This window comes from Mesorhizobium sp. M0106 (assembly GCF_040322715.1).
Taxonomy (GTDB): Bacteria; Pseudomonadota; Alphaproteobacteria; order Rhizobiales; family Rhizobiaceae; genus Mesorhizobium.
Genome location: NZ_JAMYUA010000001.1, coordinates 160,871 through 180,588 on the forward strand (window position 1 = coordinate 160,871; position 19,718 = coordinate 180,588).

18 protein-coding genes are annotated in these 19,718 nt (G+C 63.3%); 9 read left to right on the forward strand and 9 right to left on the reverse strand.

The features are described from left to right. Positions 1–14 precede the first annotated feature (14 nt). The 9 genes from NKJ55_RS00725 (at position 15) to NKJ55_RS00765 (ending at position 10,246) form a co-directional block, all read left to right on the forward strand. Positions 15–1,526 carry an aldehyde dehydrogenase family protein gene (locus NKJ55_RS00725; protein ID WP_352448242.1) on the forward strand — a complete coding sequence of 504 codons (1,512 nt, stop codon included), beginning with the start codon at positions 15–17 and terminating at the stop codon, positions 1,524–1,526. A gap of 59 nt (positions 1,527–1,585) precedes the next feature. Then, entirely contained in the window at positions 1,586–2,839 is a 1,254-nt protein-coding gene (locus tag NKJ55_RS00730) for an ABC transporter substrate-binding protein (RefSeq protein ID WP_352448243.1), read from the forward strand. Positions 2,840–2,983: 144 nt separating this feature from the next. Next, the gene (locus NKJ55_RS00735; protein ID WP_023675368.1) at positions 2,984–3,943 is read left to right on the forward strand and encodes a carbohydrate ABC transporter permease; all 960 of its coding nucleotides are present in this window, start codon (positions 2,984–2,986) and stop codon (positions 3,941–3,943) included. Continuing rightward, entirely contained in the window at positions 3,940–4,884 is a 945-nt protein-coding gene (locus NKJ55_RS00740) for a carbohydrate ABC transporter permease (RefSeq protein ID WP_023675367.1), read from the forward strand. The genes NKJ55_RS00735 and NKJ55_RS00740 overlap by 4 nt, the downstream gene beginning before the upstream one ends. A 4-nt stretch (positions 4,885–4,888) precedes the next feature. Then, positions 4,889–6,004 carry an ABC transporter ATP-binding protein gene (locus NKJ55_RS00745; protein WP_023675366.1) on the forward strand — a complete coding sequence of 372 codons (1,116 nt, stop codon included), beginning with the start codon at positions 4,889–4,891 and terminating at the stop codon, positions 6,002–6,004. A 5-nt stretch (positions 6,005–6,009) separates the two neighbouring features. Then, complete coding sequence (locus NKJ55_RS00750) at positions 6,010–7,524, forward strand: GMC oxidoreductase (RefSeq protein WP_352448244.1); 1,515 nt, start codon at positions 6,010–6,012, stop codon at positions 7,522–7,524. Continuing rightward, complete coding sequence (locus tag NKJ55_RS00755) at positions 7,521–8,282, forward strand: 3-ketoacyl-ACP reductase (RefSeq protein WP_352448245.1); 762 nt, start codon at positions 7,521–7,523, stop codon at positions 8,280–8,282. The genes NKJ55_RS00750 and NKJ55_RS00755 overlap by 4 nt, the downstream gene beginning before the upstream one ends. A gap of 12 nt (positions 8,283–8,294) precedes the next feature. Beyond that, positions 8,295–9,923 (forward strand): GMC family oxidoreductase, encoded by a 1,629-nt coding sequence (locus tag NKJ55_RS00760; protein ID WP_352448246.1) that lies wholly within the window; start codon positions 8,295–8,297, stop codon positions 9,921–9,923. Positions 9,924–9,934: 11 nt separating this feature from the next. Continuing rightward, entirely contained in the window at positions 9,935–10,246 is a 312-nt protein-coding gene (locus NKJ55_RS00765; protein WP_352448247.1) for a Dabb family protein, read from the forward strand. On the opposite strand, the gene NKJ55_RS00770 is transcribed toward NKJ55_RS00765, so the two are convergent. The 9 genes from NKJ55_RS00770 to NKJ55_RS00810 all read right to left on the reverse strand — a co-directional run bounded on the left by NKJ55_RS00770 (position 10,247) and on the right by NKJ55_RS00810 (position 19,701). Beyond that, a complete protein-coding gene (locus NKJ55_RS00770; RefSeq protein ID WP_023675361.1) occupies positions 10,247–11,092 on the reverse strand; it encodes an EamA family transporter in 846 nt (281 codons plus the stop codon). It abuts the gene before it with no gap. A 7-nt stretch (positions 11,093–11,099) separates the two neighbouring features. After that, on the reverse strand, positions 11,100–12,014 hold the full coding sequence (locus tag NKJ55_RS00775; RefSeq protein WP_352448248.1) for an endonuclease/exonuclease/phosphatase family protein: 915 nt from the start codon (positions 12,012–12,014) through the stop codon (positions 11,100–11,102). Between the two features lie 89 nt (positions 12,015–12,103). Beyond that, positions 12,104–13,654 (reverse strand): cation:proton antiporter, encoded by a 1,551-nt coding sequence (locus NKJ55_RS00780; protein ID WP_023675359.1) that lies wholly within the window; start codon positions 13,652–13,654, stop codon positions 12,104–12,106. 148 nt (positions 13,655–13,802) lie between these two features. After that, on the reverse strand, positions 13,803–14,867 hold the full coding sequence (locus NKJ55_RS00785; protein WP_352448249.1) for an ABC transporter ATP-binding protein: 1,065 nt from the start codon (positions 14,865–14,867) through the stop codon (positions 13,803–13,805). Between the two features lie 16 nt (positions 14,868–14,883). Next, positions 14,884–15,675, reverse strand: coding sequence for an ABC transporter permease (locus tag NKJ55_RS00790; RefSeq protein WP_352448250.1), 792 nt, complete (start codon positions 15,673–15,675; stop codon positions 14,884–14,886). Further along, the gene (locus NKJ55_RS00795) at positions 15,672–16,586 is read right to left on the reverse strand and encodes an ABC transporter permease (RefSeq protein ID WP_023675356.1); all 915 of its coding nucleotides are present in this window, start codon (positions 16,584–16,586) and stop codon (positions 15,672–15,674) included. Before NKJ55_RS00795 ends, NKJ55_RS00790 begins: the two co-directional genes overlap by 4 nt. A 64-nt stretch (positions 16,587–16,650) precedes the next feature. Further along, positions 16,651–17,757 (reverse strand): ABC transporter substrate-binding protein, encoded by a 1,107-nt coding sequence (locus tag NKJ55_RS00800; protein WP_352448251.1) that lies wholly within the window; start codon positions 17,755–17,757, stop codon positions 16,651–16,653. A gap of 241 nt (positions 17,758–17,998) precedes the next feature. Further along, the gene (locus tag NKJ55_RS00805; protein WP_352448252.1) at positions 17,999–19,171 is read right to left on the reverse strand and encodes an iron-containing alcohol dehydrogenase; all 1,173 of its coding nucleotides are present in this window, start codon (positions 19,169–19,171) and stop codon (positions 17,999–18,001) included. Positions 19,172–19,209: 38 nt separating this feature from the next. Continuing rightward, positions 19,210–19,701, reverse strand: a complete 492-nt coding sequence (locus tag NKJ55_RS00810) for a DUF2569 domain-containing protein (RefSeq protein WP_352448253.1) — start codon at positions 19,699–19,701, stop codon at positions 19,210–19,212. Between the last annotated feature and the right edge of the window lie 17 nt (positions 19,702–19,718).

The window sequence follows — 19,718 nt, forward strand, 5'->3', positions numbered from 1 at the left end:
AACCTGAAACTCACATGAACGCACCTCTCAACATCGCCATGCCCGCCGAGGCAGCCGCTGCGCCGCAAAGCTACCGGCTGCTGATCGGCGGCAGGTTCGTCGACGCCCAGGACGGCCGCACGCTGGAGCGCAGCAGCCCCGGCCACGGCTTCACCGTCTCGCGCTATGCGCAAGCCGGCGCGGCGGACGTCGAGACGGCGGTACAGGCCGCGCACAAGGCCTTCGAGACCGGCCCGTGGCCGCGCATGAAGGCCGCCGAACGCGCCGCGATCCTGCTCAAGGCTGCTGACCTGATCGAGGCGCGGCTGGACGAGATTGCACGGCTCGACGCGCTGGAATCCGGCAAGCCGATTGCGCAAGCGCGCGGCGAGATCGGCGGCGCCGTCGACATCTGGCGCTATGCCGCGGCACTTGCGCGGACCCTTCACGGCGAAAGCTACGCCAATCTCGGCGACGCCATGCTCGGCGTCGTGCTGCGCGAACCGATCGGCGTCGTCTCGATCATCACGCCGTGGAATTTCCCGTTCCTTATCGTCAGCCAGAAACTGCCCTTCGCACTCGCCGCCGGTTGCACCGCGGTGGTCAAGCCGAGCGAGATGACCTCGGCCTCCACCTTCGTGCTCGGCGAGATCCTGATGCAGGCCGGCTTGCCGGATGGCGTCGTCAACATCCTTGCCGGGTTGGGCGCCGATGTCGGCGCACCGATGGTCAGCCATCCGCTGGTCGAGATGGTGTCGTTCACCGGCTCCACCCGCGTCGGCAGGATGACCATGGCGTCTGCCGCCAACTCGCTGAAGAAAGTCGCGATGGAGCTCGGCGGCAAGAACGGCCAGATCGTCTTTCCCGATGCCGACCTCGAGGCCGCCGCCGATGCGGCGGTGTTCGGCGGCTTCTTCAATGCCGGCGAATGCTGCAATGCCGGCAGCCGGCTGATCGTCCATGAGGCAATCGCCGACGAGTTCCTCGGCGCCGTCAAAGCCCTCACCGCCAAGGTGGTTGTCGGCGACCCGCTCGACGACCGCACCAAGGTCGGCGCGATGATCTCCGCCGACCATATGGCCAAGGTCACCGGCTACGTGACGGCAGCGGAAAACAGCGGCGGCCGGATCTATAGCGGCGGCAAGCAGCTTGCTTCGAGCGCCGGCCAGTATCTTGATCCGACCATCGTTCGCGACGTCACCGAAGACATGGCCATTGCGCGCGAGGAAGTGTTCGGTCCGGTGCTCTCGGTGCTGACTTTTGAATCGATTGAAAGGGCGTTGCACATCGCCAACAACACGCCCTATGGTCTGTCGGCGGGCGTGTGGAGCGCCAGCATCGATACCTGCATGTCGGTGGCGCGGAATGTGCGTTCGGGAACTGTTTGGGTGAACACGTTCATGGAGGGTTACCCCGAACTGCCTTTCGGCGGCTACAAGCAGTCCGGTCTCGGACGCGAACTCGGCAAGCGCGCCGTCGAGGATTATACCGAGGAAAAGACAATCCAGTTTCATCGCGGCCAGCGCACCGGATGGTGGGTCGGCTGAGTTGGGAAGAACCCGGTGGGCATCCGCCGGTCGTGTAAGTTCAACAAGGGAGGAAGTACATGTTGCGCAAACTGCTTATCGGGACGGCTCTCGCGTCGGGCGTTGCGTTCGCGGCCCATGCCGAAGACGTCAAGGAAGTCCAGATGCTGCATTGGTGGACGTCGGGCGGCGAAGCTGCCGCGCTGAACGTGCTCAAGCAGGATCTGGCCAAGGAAGGCTTTGCCTGGAAGGACGTGCCGGTGGCCGGCGGCGGCGGCGACGCCGCCATGACCGCGCTGAAGGCGATGGTGGCGGCCGGCAACTACCCGACCGCCTCGCAAATGCTTGGCTATACCGTGCTCGATTACGCCGCAGCCGGCGTCATGGGCGACCTGACCGAGACGGCGATAAAGGAAGGCTGGGACAAGTCCGTTCCCGCGGCCCTGCAGAAATTCTCCGTCTATGACGGCAAGTGGGTCGCGGCTCCGGTCAACGTCCACTCGGTCAACTGGCTATGGATCAACAAGGCGGTGATGGACAAGATCGGCGGCACCGAGCCCAAGACCTTCGACGACTTCATTGCGTTGCTGGACAAAGCCAAGGCGGCGGGCGTCATCCCGCTCGCGCTGGGCGGCCAGAACTGGCAGGAAGCGACAATGTTCGACTCAGTCGTGCTGTCGACCGGCGGGCCCGAGTTCTACAAGAAGGCCTTCAACGACCTCGACGAGGAGTCGCTGAAGTCCGACACGATGAAGAAGTCGTTCGACAATCTCGCCAAGCTCGTCACCTATGTCGACCCGAACTTCTCGGGCCGGGACTGGAACCTCGCCACCGCCATGGTCATCAAGGGCGATGCGCTGGTGCAGGTGATGGGTGACTGGGCCAAGGGCGAATTCAACGCCGCCAAGAAGGTCCCGGGCACCGACTTCCTGTGCTACCGCTTCCCGGGCACCGACGGCAGCGTCGTCTACAACTCCGACATGTTCGGCATGTTCAACGTTCCGGAGGACCGCAAAGCCGCCCAGATCGCCCTGGCCACCGCCACGCTGTCGAAGAGCTTCCAGTCGGCCTTCAACGTCGTCAAGGGCTCTGTTCCGGCCCGCACCGACGTGCCGGACACCGATTTCGACGCTTGCGGCAAGAAGGGCATGGCCGACCTGAAGGCCGCCAATGAAGGCGGCACGCTGTTCGGTTCGCTGGCGCAGGGCTATGGCGCGCCTCCCGCGGTTGCCAACGCCTACAAGGATGTCGTCTCGAAATTCGTGCACGGCCAGATCAAGACCTCGGACGAGGCCGTGATCCAACTGGTCAGCGCGATCGAAGACGCCAAGTAAGGCACCCGCCCATGTGAATGATCTCCCCGGCGCAAGCCGGGGAGATCCCCTGCGGCGAGGTTTTGCGGTTGCGCCGACCGGCACGCTTTCGTGCCGCAGAGCCCGAGACAGCAGAATTCCGGACCCGCCATACGGAATGGACAGATGAGCACAGTTGCTGAAACCAGTATCACGCTGACGCCGGAGCACGATGCCCGTCCGGGCGCCACGGTGCGCTCGCGCCTTCAGGACGCGCTGCCGAAGCTCGTGCTGGCGCCGAGCTTCGCCGCCACTATCGTCTTCGTCTACGGCTTCATCCTGTGGACGATCTATCTGTCCTTCACCAATTCCAAGACCTTTCCCTCCTATGCGATCACCGGGCCACGCGCCTATCAGCGGCTATGGCGCTGGACTTTCGAAAGCGATCCGCCGTCCTCCTGGTACACGTCGATCACCAATATGGGGATTTTCGGCTTCCTCTATATTTCCATCTGCCTGGCGCTCGGCCTGTTCCTAGCGATCCTGCTCGACCAGAAGATCCGCGGCGAAGGTGTGCTGCGGCCGATCTACCTCTACCCGATGGCACTGTCGTTTATCGTCACCGGCGTTGCCTGGAAATGGTTCCTGGACCCCGGCCTCGGCCTCGAGCAGACGCTGCACCAATGGGGCTGGACGAGCTTCCATTTCGACTGGATCAAGAACAAGGATTTCGTCATCTACACGGTGGTCATCGCCGGCGTCTGGCAGGCGTCGGGCTTCATCATGGCGATGTTCCTGGCCGGCCTGCGCGGCATCGACGGCGAGATCCTGAAGGCGGCGCAGATCGACGGCGCCACCACCTTCCAGCTCTACCGTCGCATCGTCATCCCGCTGCTGCGGCCGATCTTCCTGTCCGCCTTGATCGTCCTCGCGCATCTCGCCATCAAATCCTACGATCTGGTGGTCGCGCTGACCAGCGGCGGGCCGGGCGGTTCGGCCTGGCTGCCGTCCAACTTCATGTATGAGTACACCTTCAAGCGCAACGAGATGGCCGTCGGCTCGGCCAGCGCCGTGATCATGCTGATGACCATCACCGCGATCATCGTTCCCTATCTCTATTCCGAGCTTCGGGAGAAGCCGCGATGAGCGCCGTGGCCACTCCTGCTCGCCAGAGCACTGGCGGTATCAGCGCCAGGACGGTCAACCGTATTGTCATCTACGGGCTGCTGGCGCTGTTCGCGCTGTTCTATCTGATGCCGCTGTTCGTCATGCTTGTGACCTCGTTCAAGACCATGGACGAAATCCAGAACGGCAACATGCTGGCGCTGCCGCAGGAGCCGACCTTCGCACCTTGGATAAGGGCGTGGAGCGAGGTTTGCTCGGGTCTCACCTGCGTCGGCATGAAGGGTTATTTCTGGAACTCGATCAAGATGGTGGTTCCGGCCGTCATCATCTCGACCCTGCTCGGCGCGCTCAACGGCTATGTGCTGACGAAGTGGCGCTTTCGCGGGGCGACGCTGGTGTTCGGGCTGATGCTGTTTGCCTGCTTCATTCCGTTCCAGTCCGTCCTCTTGCCGATGGCAACGATCCTCGGCAGCCTCGGCCGGTTCGGCGTCAAGCTGCAGAACGCGACCGGCCTCACCTTCGGCTTCGGCAATCCGACCGTGAACCTTGTGTTCGTTCACGTCGTCTACGGCATCGGCTTCACCACCCTGTTCTTCCGCAATTATTACGAAGCGTTTCCGAACGAGCTGGTGAAGGCGGCGCAGATCGACGGCGCCAGCTTCTTCCAGATCTTCCGGCGCATCATGCTGCCCAACTCGCTGCCGATCATCGTGGTGACGGTGATCTACCAGTTCACCAACATCTGGAACGACTTCCTCTTCGCTTCCGCCTATGCCGGCTCAGGCGACGTGATGCCGATGACGGTGGCGCTGAACAATGTCGTCAACACCTCGACCGGCGTCGTCGAATACAACGTCAACATGGCGGCGGCGATGATCGCCGCGCTGCCGACGCTCCTCGTCTACGTGCTCGCCGGCCGCTATTTCGTGCGCGGCCTGATGGCCGGCGCCGTCAAAGGATAATCGCATGGCTTTTCTGGAAATTGACGGGCTGAAGAAGCGTTTCGGAGCGGTCGAGATCCTGAAAGGCATCGACCTCGACCTGGAAAAGGGCGGCTTCCTCGTGCTGGTCGGGCCTTCCGGTTGCGGCAAGTCCACGCTGCTCAACACTATTGCCGGCCTGGAAACCATCACCGAAGGGGAAATCCGCGTCGACGGACGCACGATCAACGATCTCCACCCCTCCAAGCGCGACATCGCCATGGTCTTCCAGAGCTACGCGCTCTATCCGAACATGACGGTTGCCGGCAATATCGCCTTCGGCATGGAGATGCGCGGCGTGCCGGCCGGCGAGCGCCAGAAGGCGATCGACAAGGTGGCGAAGGTCCTGCAGATCGGCCATTTGCTGAAGCGCAAGCCAAGCCAGCTCTCCGGCGGCCAGCGCCAGCGCGTCGCCATGGGCCGGGCGCTGGTGCGCGATCCAAAGCTGTTCCTGTTCGACGAGCCTTTGTCCAATCTCGATGCCAAGCTGCGTGTCGACATGCGCATCGAGATCAAGCGCCTGCACGCCACCACCGGCACTACCATCGTCTACGTCACCCACGACCAGATCGAGGCGATGACGCTGGCCACCAAGATCGCGGTGATGCGCGACGGCGAGGTGCAGCAGTTCGGCACGCCAGCCGAAATCTATAACAATCCGGTCAACCTGTTTGTTGCCGACTTCATGGGCTCGCCGGCGATGAACCTGATCCCGGCGACGATCGGCAGCAACGGCAGCGGCTTCTCCGTCGTCATGGAGCGCGAGGCGCGCCAGCCGATCTCGCTGCCGCTGGGCAATGCGCCGGCCGGCCTGTCGGCATTCCAGGGAAAACCGATCATCTTCGGCGTCCGCCCGGAAGCACTGACCGATCCCGAGGGTGCCGAACGCAACGCCTCGAACATCGCCCGCGCCGACTGTCACATCGAGGTCATCGAGCCGGCCGGCTCGGATACGTTCGCGGTCACCAATCTCGGCGGCAAGGCGGTGGTGGCGCGGCTGCGCGCCGATGCCAAAATCCAGCCCGGCACGGTCACGCCGCTCGCCTTCAACCTGACCAAGGCGGTGTTCTTCGATCCGGCGACCGAGAAACGCATCGTCTAACGGCCATGACAAATCCCGACATCGTCATCATCGGCTCCGGCATAGGCGGCGCCACGATCGCCTCCGGCCTTGCCGGCGGTGGCGCCTCGATCCTGATGCTGGAGCGCGGCGAACCACTGCCAGCAACACCGCACACACGCGACACCCGCGCGATCTTCGTCGACGGCCATTATCGGCCGAAGGAGATGTGGCTTGAGGCCGGCGGAGCGCCGTTCAACCCGGGCAATTACTACTTTGTCGGCGGCAATTCGAAATTCTACGGCGCGGTGCTGATCCGATACCGCAGGCAAGACTTTTCGGAGATGGAGCACTATGGCGGCGTCTCGCCGGCCTGGCCGTTTTCCTATGAGGAATTCGAACCCTGGTATTCCAGGGCCGAGCAGCTGTTCCGCGTGCGCGGTGCACTCGGCGAAGACCCGACCGAGCCGTTCCACTCGATGCCCTACCCTTTCGGGCCGGTGCCCGACGAGCCGCCAATCGCGCGTGCCCGCGCCGAGTTGAAGAGCCTCGGCCTGCACCCGGCATCGCTGCCGCTCGGCGTCGACATCGAAGCCTGGCTGAAAGACGGCAGCACGCCGTGGGACGCTTTTCCCAACACCGGCGTCGGCAAGGTCGACGCCCAAACGGGGCCGCTGACCGCCGCCCTTGCCGACCAGAACATCAAGCTCGAGACCGGCGCCCATGTCGAATATCTCGAGGCATCGCCGGATGCGAGGACGATCATCGCCGTCCATTATCGACAGAACGGTACGCTGAAGAAAGTCGCGCCGAAGCTGGTCATCCTATCGGCCGGCGCAGTCAATTCCGCCGCCATCCTGCTGCGCTCGCCCACCCCTCAGGGCAGAGGCGGTGGCAAAGGCCTGGCCAACCGCTCCGACCAGGTCGGCCGCAACTTCATGAACCACAATTCGAGCGCCATGCTGGCGATCGATCCACGCCGGCGGAACAAATCCGTCTACCAGAAGACGCTGATGCTGAACGATTATTATCTGTCCGACGGCAAGGGCGGCAAGCCGCTCGGCAATGTCCAGCTCCTCGGCAAGATCGACGGCAACATCCTCAAGGCCAATGTCAGGCGCGCGCCCAAATTCGCGCTGGATTTCATGGCCAGCCACGCCGTCGACTGGTATCTGATGTGCGAGGACCTGCCCGATCCCGAGAGCCGCATCATGATCGACGGCAAGGACATCGTCATGCAGTGGCGGCGCTCCAACATGCAGTCGCTCGACGGACTGACCAAGGTGATGCGCGAGAATTTCCGCGCCTGCGGCTATCCGATCGTCCTGTCGCGTCCGTTTGACAAGCGCACGCCCTCGCACCAATGCGGCACGGTGAAGATGGGCAACGATCCAGCGACCTCGCCGCTCGATCCGTTCTGCCGCTCCTTCGACCACAGCAATTTGTTCGTCGTCGATGCCGGCTTCCTGCCGAATTCGGCCGCCGTCAATCCGGCGCTGTCGATCGCCGCACAGGCGCTGCGCGTCGCCGACCATATCCGCAAGACGGAGCTCGCAACATGAGCCGCCCGGCAGCGATCGTCACCGGCGGCGCGCGCGGAATCGGCCTTGCCTGTGCCGAGGCGCTGGCCAGCGCCGGCTTCGATATTCTGGTCGCCGACCTTGCTGACGAAGCCGCAGACGGGCTCGCCGCCGACATCACCGGGCGCGGCGCGAAATTCGCCTATGTCAGCTGCGACATCGCCGACCTCGACGGCCACGCAGCGCTGATTGATGCCGCGACAAGCGCCTTCGGCCGCATCGACTGCCTGGTCAACAATGCCGGCATCGGCACTGTCCTGCGCGGCGATCTGCTCGAGCTCAAGCCGGAAAATTTCGACCGGGTGCTCGGCATCAATCTGCGCGGCACCGTATTCCTCAGCCAGGCCGTCGCCAAAGCGATGCTCGGCCTGCCAAGCGATGGTGCGAGATCGATCATCACCATCACTTCGGTCAGCGCCGCCATGGCCTCGCCGGAACGTTCCGATTACTGCATCTCCAAGGCTGGGCTTTCGATGTGGGTGAAGAACCTGGCGCTGCGGCTTGCCACCGAAAACATCGCCGTGTTCGAGGTGCGGCCAGGCATCATCCGCACCGACATGACCGCGGGTGTGACCGCCAAATATGACGGGCTGATCGACGGCGGGCTGGTGCCGGCGATGCGCTGGGGCGAGAGCGAAGATATCGGTGCCGCCGTGGCAGCACTCGCCGGTGGCAAGTTCGGCTTTTCGACCGGCTCGGTCATCAATGTCGACGGCGCGCTGTCGGTGCCGAGGCTATGAACAGGTGACGCCATGACCGACTACATCATCGTCGGCGCTGGCCCGGCCGGCTGCGTACTCGCCAACCGGCTGAGCGAAGATCCGTCGCATCAGGTGCTGCTGCTCGAAGCCGGCGGCAAGGACTGGCATCCGCTGATCCACATGCCGGCCGGTTTCGCCAAGATGACCAAGGGCATCGCCGCCTGGGGCTGGTCGACGGTGCCGCAAAAGCACATGCAGGACCGCGTCTTCCGATACACGCAGGCCAAGGTGATCGGTGGCGGCTCTTCGATCAACGCCCAGATCTACACGCGCGGCAACGCCCGCGACTACGACGCCTGGGAGAAGGAAGAAGGTCTTGCCGGCTGGGGCTATCGCGACGTGCTGCCCTATTTCAAGCGCGCCGAGAACAATCAACGTTATGCCAACGATTTCCACGGCGACCAGGGCCCGCTCGGCGTGTCGAACCCGATCGCGCCGCTGCCGATCTGCGAGGCCTATTTCCGTGCCGGACAGGAGATGGGCATCCCCTTCAATCCCGACTTTAACGGGGTAGCCCAGGAGGGCGTCGGTTACTATCAGCTGACGCAGAAGGACGCGAAGCGCTCCTCCGCCTCTGTCGCCTATCTCCGGCCGATCCGCGAGCGAAAGAATCTCACCATCAGGACCGGCGTTCTGGTGACACGCATCGTCGTCGACAAGGGCCGCGCCGTCGGCGTCGAGATCGTCGACAGGCCGGGCGGCCAGCCAACGGTCCTGCGCGCCGAGCGCGAGGTGATCGTCTCGTCCGGCGCTATCGGCTCGCCGAAGCTTCTGATGCAGTCGGGCATCGGCCCGGCCGACCATCTGAAGGCGGTCGGCGTCACACCGGTGCACGATCTGCCCGGCGTCGGCTCCAACCTGCAGGATCATCTCGACCTGTTCGTCATCGCCGAATGCACCGGCGATCACACCTACGACAACTACGCCAAGCTGCACTGGACGGCGTGGGCCGGCCTGCAGTATCTGCTCCTGAAGAAAGGCCCAGTAGCCTCCAGCCTGTTCGAGACCGGCGGCTTCTGGTACGCCGATCCGACCGCCGCCTCTCCCGACATCCAGCTGCATCTCGGCCTCGGCTCCGGCATCGAGGCCGGCGTCGAGAAGCTGAACAATCCGGGCGTGACATTGAACTCGGCCTTCCTGCGCCCGCGCTCGCGCGGCACCGTGCGGCTGAACAGTGCCGACCCGGCCGACCGCCCGCTGATTGATCCGAACTATTGGTCCGATCCCTATGACCGCGACATGTCGATCAAGGGGCTGAGGCTGGCGCGCGAGATCATGCGGCAGAAGGCGCTGCAGCCCTATGTACTGCGCGAGGTACTGCCGGGACCCGACCTGCAGAGCGGCGACGAGTTGTTCGACTACGCTTGCCGCAGTTCCAAGACCGACCATCACCCGGTCGGCACCTGCCGCATGGGCCACGATGCAATGAGCGTGGTAACGCCAGATCTCAGGCTGCGCGGTATCGAGGGCCTGCGCGTCTGCGACGCCTCGGTGATGCCGCGCATCCCCTCCTCCAACACCAATGCCCCGACGATCATGGTTGGCGAAAAAGGCGCCGATCTGATCCTTGGCCGCGAGCCGTTGCCGCCGGCGGTGTTTTCCACCAACCGAGCGGCATGAGGGACAAAAGAATGATCAGGCACTGTGTCTTCGTCAGATTTCGCAACGATGTCGCCGACGCCGAGCGCGCGGCAATCCATGCCGATCTCGAAGCGTTGCGGGCGGTGATCGACGGCATGGGCAAGGTCGAATTCAGCGCCAATACCAGCCCGGAACCCTTCGCCCGCGGCTTCACGCACGGCTTCACCATCGACTTTCGCGACGCTGCGGCACGCGATGCCTATCTGGAGCATGAAGCGCATCAGCGAGCCGGCGCAAAACTGGTCGCGGCGCTCGAAGGTGGCACCGACGGGCTGATGGTGTTTGACCTGGAGATCGCGTGACTATCCCATTCTCAGCGCAACGACGCCGGCAACGATGCTAAGCACCGCGGCACCTCGCCATGCCGTCATCTTCTCGCCGAGCGCGAACACCGAGATCATCATGGCGAACAGGATCGATGTTTCGCGCAGCGACGCCACCGAGGCGATCGGCGCCTTGGTCATCGCCCACATCACGATCCAGTAAGCGCCGCCGCTGAGCACGCCGGTATAGATTCCGGCCTTCCAGTCGCGCGCCAGCACCGGCAGCGCCTGTGGTCCGCGAAAGACGACGCATAGCACCAGCGCCCACAGCGCATCGCAGACGAACAGCCAGGCGGCATAACTCGACGCGGTGGCGGCCAGCCGCGCGCCGCTGCCGTCCGACAGCGTGTAGCTGGCGATGAAGATCGATGTGCCCAGCGCGAAGCCGACGGCGCGCAGGTTCAATTTCTCCAGATGCGCGCCGCCGCGAAACGACAGCACCAGCGTGCCCGCCGACAACAAGAGGATGCCGAGAATGGCGAGCGGCGCCGGCATCTCGGCAACCACCACAACGCCCCCCAAAGCGGCCAGCAATGGCGCGGTGCCGCGCGCCAGCGGATAGGTCTGGGCGAAATCGCCGGCCTTGTAGGCGCCGATCAGGAACGTCCTGTAGCCCATGTGGAAGACAACCGAGGCGAGGATGTATGGCCACACTTCCGGCTTCGGCACCTCGACGAAAGGCAACGTCACCAGCGCAGCGGCACCCATGCCGAGCGTCATCAGTGTGATCGACAGGAAACGGTCGAGATGGACCTTGACCAGCGCGTTCCAGATCGCATGCATGGAAGCGGCGGCGAGCACCGCGAAAAAGACAAACAGGCTCATCGGCGGTTCATCCGCCGCCCGTCCCGATGACGATCGGCGTCTCCAGGTCGATATCGACCCAGAGCGGAAAATGGTCGGAAGCGATTTGCTCGATATCGGCGCTGACCGAGCGCACGCGCCCGGCAAACATGCCGCCGACGAAGCAATGGTCGAGCCGGCGCTTTGCCAGCCTGGCATCGATAGTCTTCACATGGGTGTGGAAATCCGCTGTCGGTTCCATTGCGACGGCGGCGGCATCGACAAAACCGTCGAGATAGGCGGCACCGCGATGATAGGGCGCGCTGCCGACAATGCGCCGGTACTCGGCGCTATCCGGCTCCATGTTGAAGTCGCCCAACCAGATCGCCGCTACGGGGTTTTCTGGCTCCTGTTCGCCATTGCTCCAGTTGCGCGCCGGCTCGTCGTCGGCGCCGCTCCATGGGCCGCCCTCGGACGGCGCGCGGCGATGCTCGGCGAGCAAATAGTCGATCTGCTCCAGCCGCTCCTCGGCCGCGATATGCGCCAGATGCAACGACAGCACCCGCACCGGACCGGCAGGGGTGCGGATCATGCATTCGAGTGCGGCATTGCGGGTGTTGAGCGGCCGCAGCGTGCGCCTGAGCGGCAGCGTATGCAGCCGCGACCAGACGATCGGAAGCTTCGACAGAACCATGGTGCCGAATTGCCGCCGCCGGTTGACGATGCGGCCTTCACGCCGGTGGTTGGCATCCATGTCGAAGGCCGGCCCGTAGACCCAATGATAGTCGGGCAGCAATTGCGAAAGAACTTCCGGCTGGTCGTCCTCGTTGCTGCGCAACCAGTGCCGTTCCACCTCCTGCAAGGCGACGATGTCGGCGCCGGCCACGACCTTGGCACAACGCGCCAGGTCGTAGCGGCCATCGCTGCCGAAGCCGTACTGGATGTTATAGCTGACCAGCTTCATTGCTTATCCGGCTCAGTTTCCTGCTGGCAGTAGCCGTTCGCTGACAGCCTTGCAATGTGCAGCCGGGCGGAGGGAGCTTGGGCCAGATGCTAAGTGGTCAGCGGCTGGAACCGACCGGGCGGGGATGCTGCCAGTTCCGACCAGTCGATTTCTTCCTCAAGGCGGTGGTAGGCTTCGTCGCCGATCGTTCCGTCGATGCGCAAACGCTCCAGCGCATCGCGCTGGCTCTTGATGGCGTAAAGACGCAACCTGTCATACTCGGTCGCCGCCTGGGCATCCTCCGGGTTTTCGGCGATGGCGCGCTGGGCGGCATATTGCTCTCGCACCGCCCCGGCCGCGCTCGATGTCTTGCCGCTGAGCACGTCCAGCGCCGCCTGCATGATGGCGACGCGCGCCTGCGCCACCTCCCGGTCGACCGTCCGATCGAGGTCGAGATTGAGCAGAAGCAGCAACGGTTTCAGGCTGACGCCTTGCAGCACCAATGTGCCGAGCACGACCGTGAAAGCGGCGAGCACGATCGGATCACGGCCCGGAAAGTCGGCCGGCAAGGCGAAGGCTGCCGCAAGCGTCACCAGGCCACGCATGCCGCACCAGCCGATGAGCACGCCGCCGCGGAGTGTCGGTGCGTCCTTCCGCCTGTCCTCGTCGCCCAGACGTGCCAGCGCTCTGAGGATCGCGCCGCAGCCCAGAACCCAGACGAGCCGCGATACGATGACGACGGCCAGCACAGCCAGGGCAAAGACGAACGCCTCGCTTTGTCCTTGCTCGGCAAGTCGGCCGACGATGGACCGCGCTTGCAGGCCCATCAGAACGAAGGCCAGCACGTTGAGCACGAACACCGCCGTCTCCCAGACCGAGTAGGAGCTGACACGATTCCTTGCCGGCATGCGGCGCGGCGATGTACGTGCGATCGTCATGGCATAGACGACGATCGTGATGATGGCGGAAAGCCCTATCCTGTCGGCCAGGATCCAGACGCCGAAGGTTGAGGCGAATTGCACTACGGTGCCGCTCGCCGGGTCGTCGATGCGGCCGAGTATGGCGAGAGACAACCGGCCGAGCACATAGCCTGCGGCAAGGCTGCCGACCGTCGACAGCAGGATCATTGGAACGGCACTGCTCAACAGGATGGAGCCGGCGGCTGCGGAAACCGACATCCTGTAGATCAACAGCGCCGTGGCGTCGTTGAGCAGGCTCTCGCCTTCCAGGATGGCGGTGATGCGGTGCGGCACCTTGAACTGTCCGAGCACGGCCGCCGCCGCCACCGCATCGGGCGGCGCTACGATCGCGCCGAGCGCTATGGCCGCGGCAATGGGCAGGCCTGCCATCGTCCAGCCGACCAGCGCGACCGTCACGGTGGTGAAGATGACGGCGCCAAGCGCCAGCAGGATGAGCGAAACCTTGTAGCGGTTGAGATCGCGCAGCGACGTGTCATAGGCCGCGTCGAGCAGAACCGGCGCGATGAACAGAGCGAGCGCCAGCTCCGGGTCGATCTCGATGGTCGGGGCAAACGGCAGGAAGGCGATGCCGGCGCCGGCCAGCGCCAGCAATGACGGATAGGGAATCTGCAGACGCCGCGACAGCGCGGTCAGGGCGACCGCGATGAGAAGCAGGACAAGGGTGAGTTCAAAAAGCGCCATGCCTTATCGTAGCGGTGAAGCCGGGCGATTGGCACTGCAAAAACGGCGACGGCTTTGGCTGCTCGTGAATGGTGAATGGCTGCGTGCAGAGGAATTTCGGCGCGTAAAGCGCATTCTCACTATTCACTATTCACCATTCACTCTTCTCCTAATGCAGCACCAGCATGTCGCCCGACGAGAACGAAATCTCGGCCTTTTCGCCGACGGCCGGCGGCGGTGTGGCCGGACTATTGAACGTGTCGAGCGAGACCGTGCTGCCGCCGATGCCGACGCGAACCCGGATGACCGAGCCGAGGAAATGCACCTCGGCGATTTCGCCCGAAAGGCTGGAATCGCGGCCGGGGTGTCGGCCGAGCGAGATCGCCTCGGGCCGCAACGCCAGCGACAGCGTGTCGCCGGACTTCGAGCCGTTGAGCTTGCCCTTGAGCGAGACCTCTTGCGAGTTGACGCGCACCTTGCCCGAAGCGGCGTCGGTGACCGTGCCTTCGAGCACGTTCAGCGTGCCGACGAAATTGGCGACGAATTTGGTTGCCGGACGGTTGTAGATCTCGAACGGCGTGCCGACCTGCTCGGCCTTGCCGCCATACATGACGGCGATGCGGTCGGAGATCGACAGCGCCTCTTCCTGGTCGTGGGTGACGAAGATGGTGGTGATGCCGAGCTTCTTCTGGATCGAGCGGATTTCCTCGCGCAGTGACACGCGCACCTTGGCGTCGAGTGCCGACAGCGGCTCGTCGAGCAGCAGCAGTTTCGGCTTGGGCGCAATCGCCCGCGCCAGCGCGATGCGCTGCTGCTGACCGCCGGAGAGCTGATAGGGATAGCGGTCGCCCATCTGCGGCAGCTTGATGATGTCGAGCATCTCGGCAACGCGCCTGTCGGCATCGGCCTTCGGCATGCCGGCGACCTTCAGCCCGAAGCCGATATTCTGCGCCACGGTGAGGTTCGGAAACAGCGCATAGGCCTGGAACACCATGCCGACATTGCGCTGGTTGGGCTTGAGCCGGGTGATGTCCTTGCCGGCCACGACGATCTTGCCGGCGCTTGGCTCCTCGAAACCGGCGACCATGCGCAGCACCGTCGTCTTGCCGCAGCCCGACGGGCCAAGGAAGGAGACGAATTCGCCCGGCTCGACGTCGAGGTTGAAATCCTGCACCACAATGGCGGCGCCGAAGGATTTCTGCACATGCTGGATTGAGAGGAATGGCTCGGTCATGGCTTTTTCCTTCGGGTCAGTTCGGACGGTTCGCCGATCGCGGCGCGAAGCGCGACAGGATCTGGATCAGCGACATGCAGCCCCAGGTGATGGCGAAGGCGATGATGGCAAGCGCCGCCGGCTCGTAGGCGCGGTTGGCGCCGACGTTCTGCAGATAGGGTCCGAAAGCAGGCCGGTTGAGCAGGCTGGCCATGGTAAATTCACCGATGACGATGGCGAAGGTCAGGAAGGCGCCTGACAGCACCGCGATCAGCACATTGGGCAGGATGACCCGGGTGATGATCGTGCCCCAGCCGGCGCCGAGGATCTGCGCCGCTTCGGTCAGTGTCCGCACGTCGATGGTGCGAAGCCCGGTGTCGACGGCACGATACATATAGGGCAGCGCCAGTGTCGCATAACCGATGACCAGCAAGGCATTGGCTCCTGTGTCGCTGGCCAGGAACGGCAGCGGTGAGTTCGACCCGTACATTCTGATGTAGCCGAAGACGATAACGATGGCCGGGATGACCAGCGGCAGCAGCGTGATGAACTCGACGACGGGCCTTAGCTGCGGGAGCCGCAGACGAATCCAGTACGCCGCCGGCACCACCACCAGCACGCCAAGGACGATGGTGAAGATGGCGGCGACCACCGAATAGACGAACGTCGCCTGGAAGCGGGGATCGCCGAGCACGACCTGATAGGCATCGAAGGAATACGCGCCGCGCCGCATGCGCATGGAGAATTCCACGGTCGCGATCAGCGGAATGAAGAAATAGGCCGCGCCCAGCGCGAAGACGATCCAGGCCCAGAATCTGCCGGACTTCATTTGAGCCACCTCTCAGAGCGCGTCCGGAACCAGATGTAGAAGACGTTGGCCAGCCCGGTGATGACGATCATGCCGAAGGCAATGGCGTAGCCGAGATGGGCATTGTGCAGCACGTCACCGCGGATCTGCGCGTAGAGCAGGATAGGGACGATGTTAAGCGAGGAGCCGGTCAGAGCGTAAGCGGTGGCGATGGCACCGAAGGCGTTGGCGAACAAGAGAATGACGGTGCCGAGGAAACTTGGCCAGATCACCGGAATGACGACCATGCGCCAGAACTGCGCCTGGGTCGCGCCAAGCGTTGCCGCCGCTTCGCCCCATTCCTTCTTCAGCCCATCGATCGCCGGCACGATGATCACCACCATCAGCGGGATCTGGAAATAGACATAGGTCAGCGTCAGGCCCCAGAACGACAGGATGTTGAAACCATGGGCATAAATGTTGAAGCCGACCAAGACGTTGAGCAGCACCGTGGCGAGCCCGAGCCGGCCGAGCGTCGCGAGGAAGGCGAAGGCCAGCGGCACGCCGGCAAAATTGGAGGCCACGCCGGAAAAGGTCAGTGTCGCCGAGCGTATCCACTCCGGCAGCCCGCCGCGCACGATGGCGATGGCAATGGCAAGCCCCGCGAAAGCACCGATCAGCGACGAGGCGAGGCTGACCTTGATTGAGATCCAGTAGGCGGCAACGATCGACGGCTGCGCCAAGGCCGCTATGTTTTCGAAAGTGAATTCGCCCGCATCGTTCCGGAATGCGCCAAGCATTAGATAGAGCGTGGGCAGGATCAGGAACATGATGGCGAAGATGAAGAAAGGCGCAACGCCAAGCCATTGCGTCGGCAGCCTCATGCTGCGGGCGTCGGCAGGAGGCGCGGTCTTCCCGGCAACAGCGTGATCGGACAACGAGATATCGGTCATGCGCCGGCTACCGTCCTGGAGGTATGCCGGGTGGCCATCTAAGCCGCCCGGCTGATCTCAAGTCTTACTTGACGTTGGCGCCGACGACGGCATCCCAGTTCTTGGTGATGGCTTCCTTGGCCTTGCCCTGCTCGTCGAGCGTCGGGAACACCGCGGCTGCATAGGACTCGGCCGGCGGCAGCTTGGCCATCACGTCAGCCGGGAGCTTGCTATTCTTGGCGAGGTCGTTGAAGCGGATCGGGTGACAATAGCCCTTCAGCCAGGCGATCTGGCCTTCGTCGGAATAGAGATATTCCAGCCACAGCTTGGCAGCATTCGGGTGCGGCGCGTAAGCACTAATCGCCTGAACATAGACGCCGGCGACGACACCGGTCTTCGGCACGACGACGTCGACCGGCGGATTGCCCTTCAGCGTATCACGGCCGGCAAGCGCGTTATAATCCCAGGTCACCAGGATTGGCGTCTGGCCTTGGGCAAGCGTCGCGGGCTTGCCGATGACCGGCACGAAATTGCCGGCGGCGTTGAGCTTCTTGAAGAAGTCGAGACCAGCCGTGCCGGCGGCTTCGCCGGCAGCCGCACCGCCGGAAAGGCCGGCGGCATAGACTGCCTGGATGGCCTGGTTCGAAGCACGCGGGTCACCGGCGAGCGCCACGGTATTGGCGAATTCCGGCTTCAGCAAGTCGGCCCAGTCGGCCGGCGCTTCCTTGACCAGGTCCTTGTTCACCAGAAACGAAAGCACGCCGTAATAGTCGCCGGTCCAAAAGCCTTCGGCATCCTTGGCGCTGTCCGGGATCGAGTCCCAGGTTGATACTTTATAAGCCTGGATCAGGCCATCCTTCTTGGCGGTCGGGCCGAAGCTCAGGCCGACGTCGATGACGTCGGGCGCTTGCGGGCCCTTGTTGTCCTTGTTGGCCTTGATCGCCTCGACCTCGTCGCCGGAGCCGGCATCGGGGTTGAGCTCGTTGATGGTGAGTTCCGGATATTTTGCCTTGAAGCCGTCGATGACCGCGCCGTAGCCGCACCAGTCATGCGGCAGCGCGATGACCGTGAGCTGGCCTTCAGCCTTGGCTGCGGCGACCAGTTCATCCATGGACTGGGCCGACGAGATGGCAGAGGTCGCCATCAGGGCGACGGCCGAAAGGGAAAGCAGTTTTCCCGTGAATTTGAACATGTGTTCTCTCCGTTGAACTGACGCCGTTGGACGCCTGCGATGCGGTATCGTTTTCGTGTGACAGCCAGATGAAAGCTTTGTGAAAGCGATGCCCCGCAGTATGAAAAAGTAAACTCTTTTTAACCGGCTGTAGCAATCGCTTCGCGATTCTTTTTCCGGCTAACTAGTTTCGATCTTGCCTTTCATCTTTCCCCTTTCCTTTGCCTCTTTTCCCAAGTCGATTTCCGATGCGAAAATTGTCTCAGACGGTGCCGGCGATGGCGTTTTCGAGCAGCGTCAGCGCCGCCTTCTTGGTCAGCTTGACCGGGTTGCCGCCGGCGGTCGGATCGACCACCGCCATGTCGGCAATCAGGCCCTTGCGTCTCTTGTCCATGTCGAGCCCCTTGATCAGGCCGGGCAGCGCATGCGGCACCTTGAGCTCCTTGCGCAGCTTGATGATCGCCTTGGCAAAACCGTCGAAGCCGCCCTTGATGCCGCAATAGGCGGCAAGCCGGGCGATGCGCGGCTCGATCGCCTCGCGGTTGAAGGCCAGCACGTAGGGCATGAACACGGCGTTGGTCATGCCGTGGTGGCTATCGTAGAGCGCGCCGATCGGATGCGACAGCGAATGAATCGCTCCAAGCCCTTTCTGGAAGGCGGCCGCTCCCATGGCAGCGGCGCTCATCATGTTGGCGCGGGCGACCAGATCCTTGCCGTTGGCGTAGGCTTTCGGCAGGTTTTCGAAGACCAGCCTTATGCCTTCCACGGCGATGCCGTCGGCCATCGGGTGATAGCCCGGCGCGCAATAGGCTTCGAGGCAATGGGCAAGCGCATCCATGCCGGTGCCGGCGGTGATGAAGCCCGGCATGCCGACCGACAGCTCCGGATCGGCAATGACGATCGCCGGCAAAAGCTTTGGATGGAAGATGACCTTCTTGGTATGGGTCGCTTCATTGGTGATGACGCCGGCGCGGCCGACTTCCGAGCCGGTGCCGGCCGTGGTCGGCACGGCGATGATCGGCGCGATCGCATCGGCATCGGCGCGTGTCCACCAGTCGCCGACATCCTCGAAATCCCAGACCGGCCGTGTCTGCCCGGCCTGGAAGGCGATCAGCTTGCCGAGGTCGAGCGCCGAGCCGCCGCCAAAGGCAATGACGCCGTCATGCTTGCCCTTCTTGAACACGGCAATGCCGGCGGTCAGGTTGGAATCCACCGGGTTCGGCTTGACCTCGGAAAATACGCCATACGGCACCTTGGCGTCGTCGAGGATCTTCAGCGTCGAGGCCACCACCGGCAGCCTGGCCAGTCCCGGATCGGTGACGAACAGCGGCCGCTTGATGCCGGTCGCCGCCAGCACCTCCGGCAGCTCCTTGATGCGTCCGGCGCCGAAGCGGACGGTCGTCGGGTAATTCCATTTGGAAACGAGTTTTGTCATTTCGACCTTCTTGACTGCTTTCGTGCTCTTGGATGTCATTAGTTTACAAAGGTGTTGGCCACACGTTCCGACCGCATCATGTACGGAACCCAGATGACTGCGGCCCATATCGAGCGCGAAATTCCGCCCACGGTGTCTGCGTCGTACGCGTCGGCCAATTCTGGAACGGCGGTAGGAAAAGCCAGATGCACAGCCCATGGATCGAGAACGGCATATACCGGCATCGCGAATGCCCAAATCATGTACCAGCCGGGGAATATCTGCCAGCGCTTGAACATGAAGAACAATAACAGGATCGGCGCTGTAAGGTTTAGGATGCCGGATATCACCAATTCGGCAAGAATCAGCACACCTTGGGACAAACTGTAGGCCTGCCAGTTCTGTAACATGCCGAGATAGTCGGTATTGTGCAGTTGTACCAACCCCAGTATCGGCGTGAGCATCAACCCGAGCATCGGCAGGACAAGCCATCCGCCGATACTCTCGGGACCCTCACCATCTGGCAGCGTCGATTGTTGTGTATCCGCCATTACTCCCCCTCAACAGC

Bases quoted from the DNA above. Each gene is read 5' to 3' on its own strand.
- NKJ55_RS00725 (WP_352448242.1), top strand. From the start codon at position 15: ATGAACGCACCTCTCAACATCGCCATGCCCGCCGAGGCAGCCGCTGCG.
- NKJ55_RS00730 (WP_352448243.1), top strand. From the start codon at position 1,586: ATGTTGCGCAAACTGCTTATCGGGACGGCTCTCGCGTCGGGCGTTGCG.
- NKJ55_RS00735 (WP_023675368.1), top strand. From the start codon at position 2,984: ATGAGCACAGTTGCTGAAACCAGTATCACGCTGACGCCGGAGCACGAT.
- NKJ55_RS00740 (WP_023675367.1), top strand. From the start codon at position 3,940: ATGAGCGCCGTGGCCACTCCTGCTCGCCAGAGCACTGGCGGTATCAGC.
- NKJ55_RS00745 (WP_023675366.1), top strand. From the start codon at position 4,889: ATGGCTTTTCTGGAAATTGACGGGCTGAAGAAGCGTTTCGGAGCGGTC.
- NKJ55_RS00750 (WP_352448244.1), top strand. From the start codon at position 6,010: ATGACAAATCCCGACATCGTCATCATCGGCTCCGGCATAGGCGGCGCC.
- NKJ55_RS00755 (WP_352448245.1), top strand. From the start codon at position 7,521: ATGAGCCGCCCGGCAGCGATCGTCACCGGCGGCGCGCGCGGAATCGGC.
- NKJ55_RS00760 (WP_352448246.1), top strand. From the start codon at position 8,295: ATGACCGACTACATCATCGTCGGCGCTGGCCCGGCCGGCTGCGTACTC.
- NKJ55_RS00765 (WP_352448247.1), top strand. From the start codon at position 9,935: ATGATCAGGCACTGTGTCTTCGTCAGATTTCGCAACGATGTCGCCGAC.
- NKJ55_RS00770 (WP_023675361.1), bottom strand. From the start codon at position 11,092: ATGAGCCTGTTTGTCTTTTTCGCGGTGCTCGCCGCCGCTTCCATGCAT.
- NKJ55_RS00775 (WP_352448248.1), bottom strand. From the start codon at position 12,014: ATGAAGCTGGTCAGCTATAACATCCAGTACGGCTTCGGCAGCGATGGC.
- NKJ55_RS00780 (WP_023675359.1), bottom strand. From the start codon at position 13,654: ATGGCGCTTTTTGAACTCACCCTTGTCCTGCTTCTCATCGCGGTCGCC.
- NKJ55_RS00785 (WP_352448249.1), bottom strand. From the start codon at position 14,867: ATGACCGAGCCATTCCTCTCAATCCAGCATGTGCAGAAATCCTTCGGC.
- NKJ55_RS00790 (WP_352448250.1), bottom strand. From the start codon at position 15,675: ATGAAGTCCGGCAGATTCTGGGCCTGGATCGTCTTCGCGCTGGGCGCG.
- NKJ55_RS00795 (WP_023675356.1), bottom strand. From the start codon at position 16,586: ATGACCGATATCTCGTTGTCCGATCACGCTGTTGCCGGGAAGACCGCG.
- NKJ55_RS00800 (WP_352448251.1), bottom strand. From the start codon at position 17,757: ATGTTCAAATTCACGGGAAAACTGCTTTCCCTTTCGGCCGTCGCCCTG.
- NKJ55_RS00805 (WP_352448252.1), bottom strand. From the start codon at position 19,171: ATGACAAAACTCGTTTCCAAATGGAATTACCCGACGACCGTCCGCTTC.
- NKJ55_RS00810 (WP_352448253.1), bottom strand. From the start codon at position 19,701: ATGGCGGATACACAACAATCGACGCTGCCAGATGGTGAGGGTCCCGAG.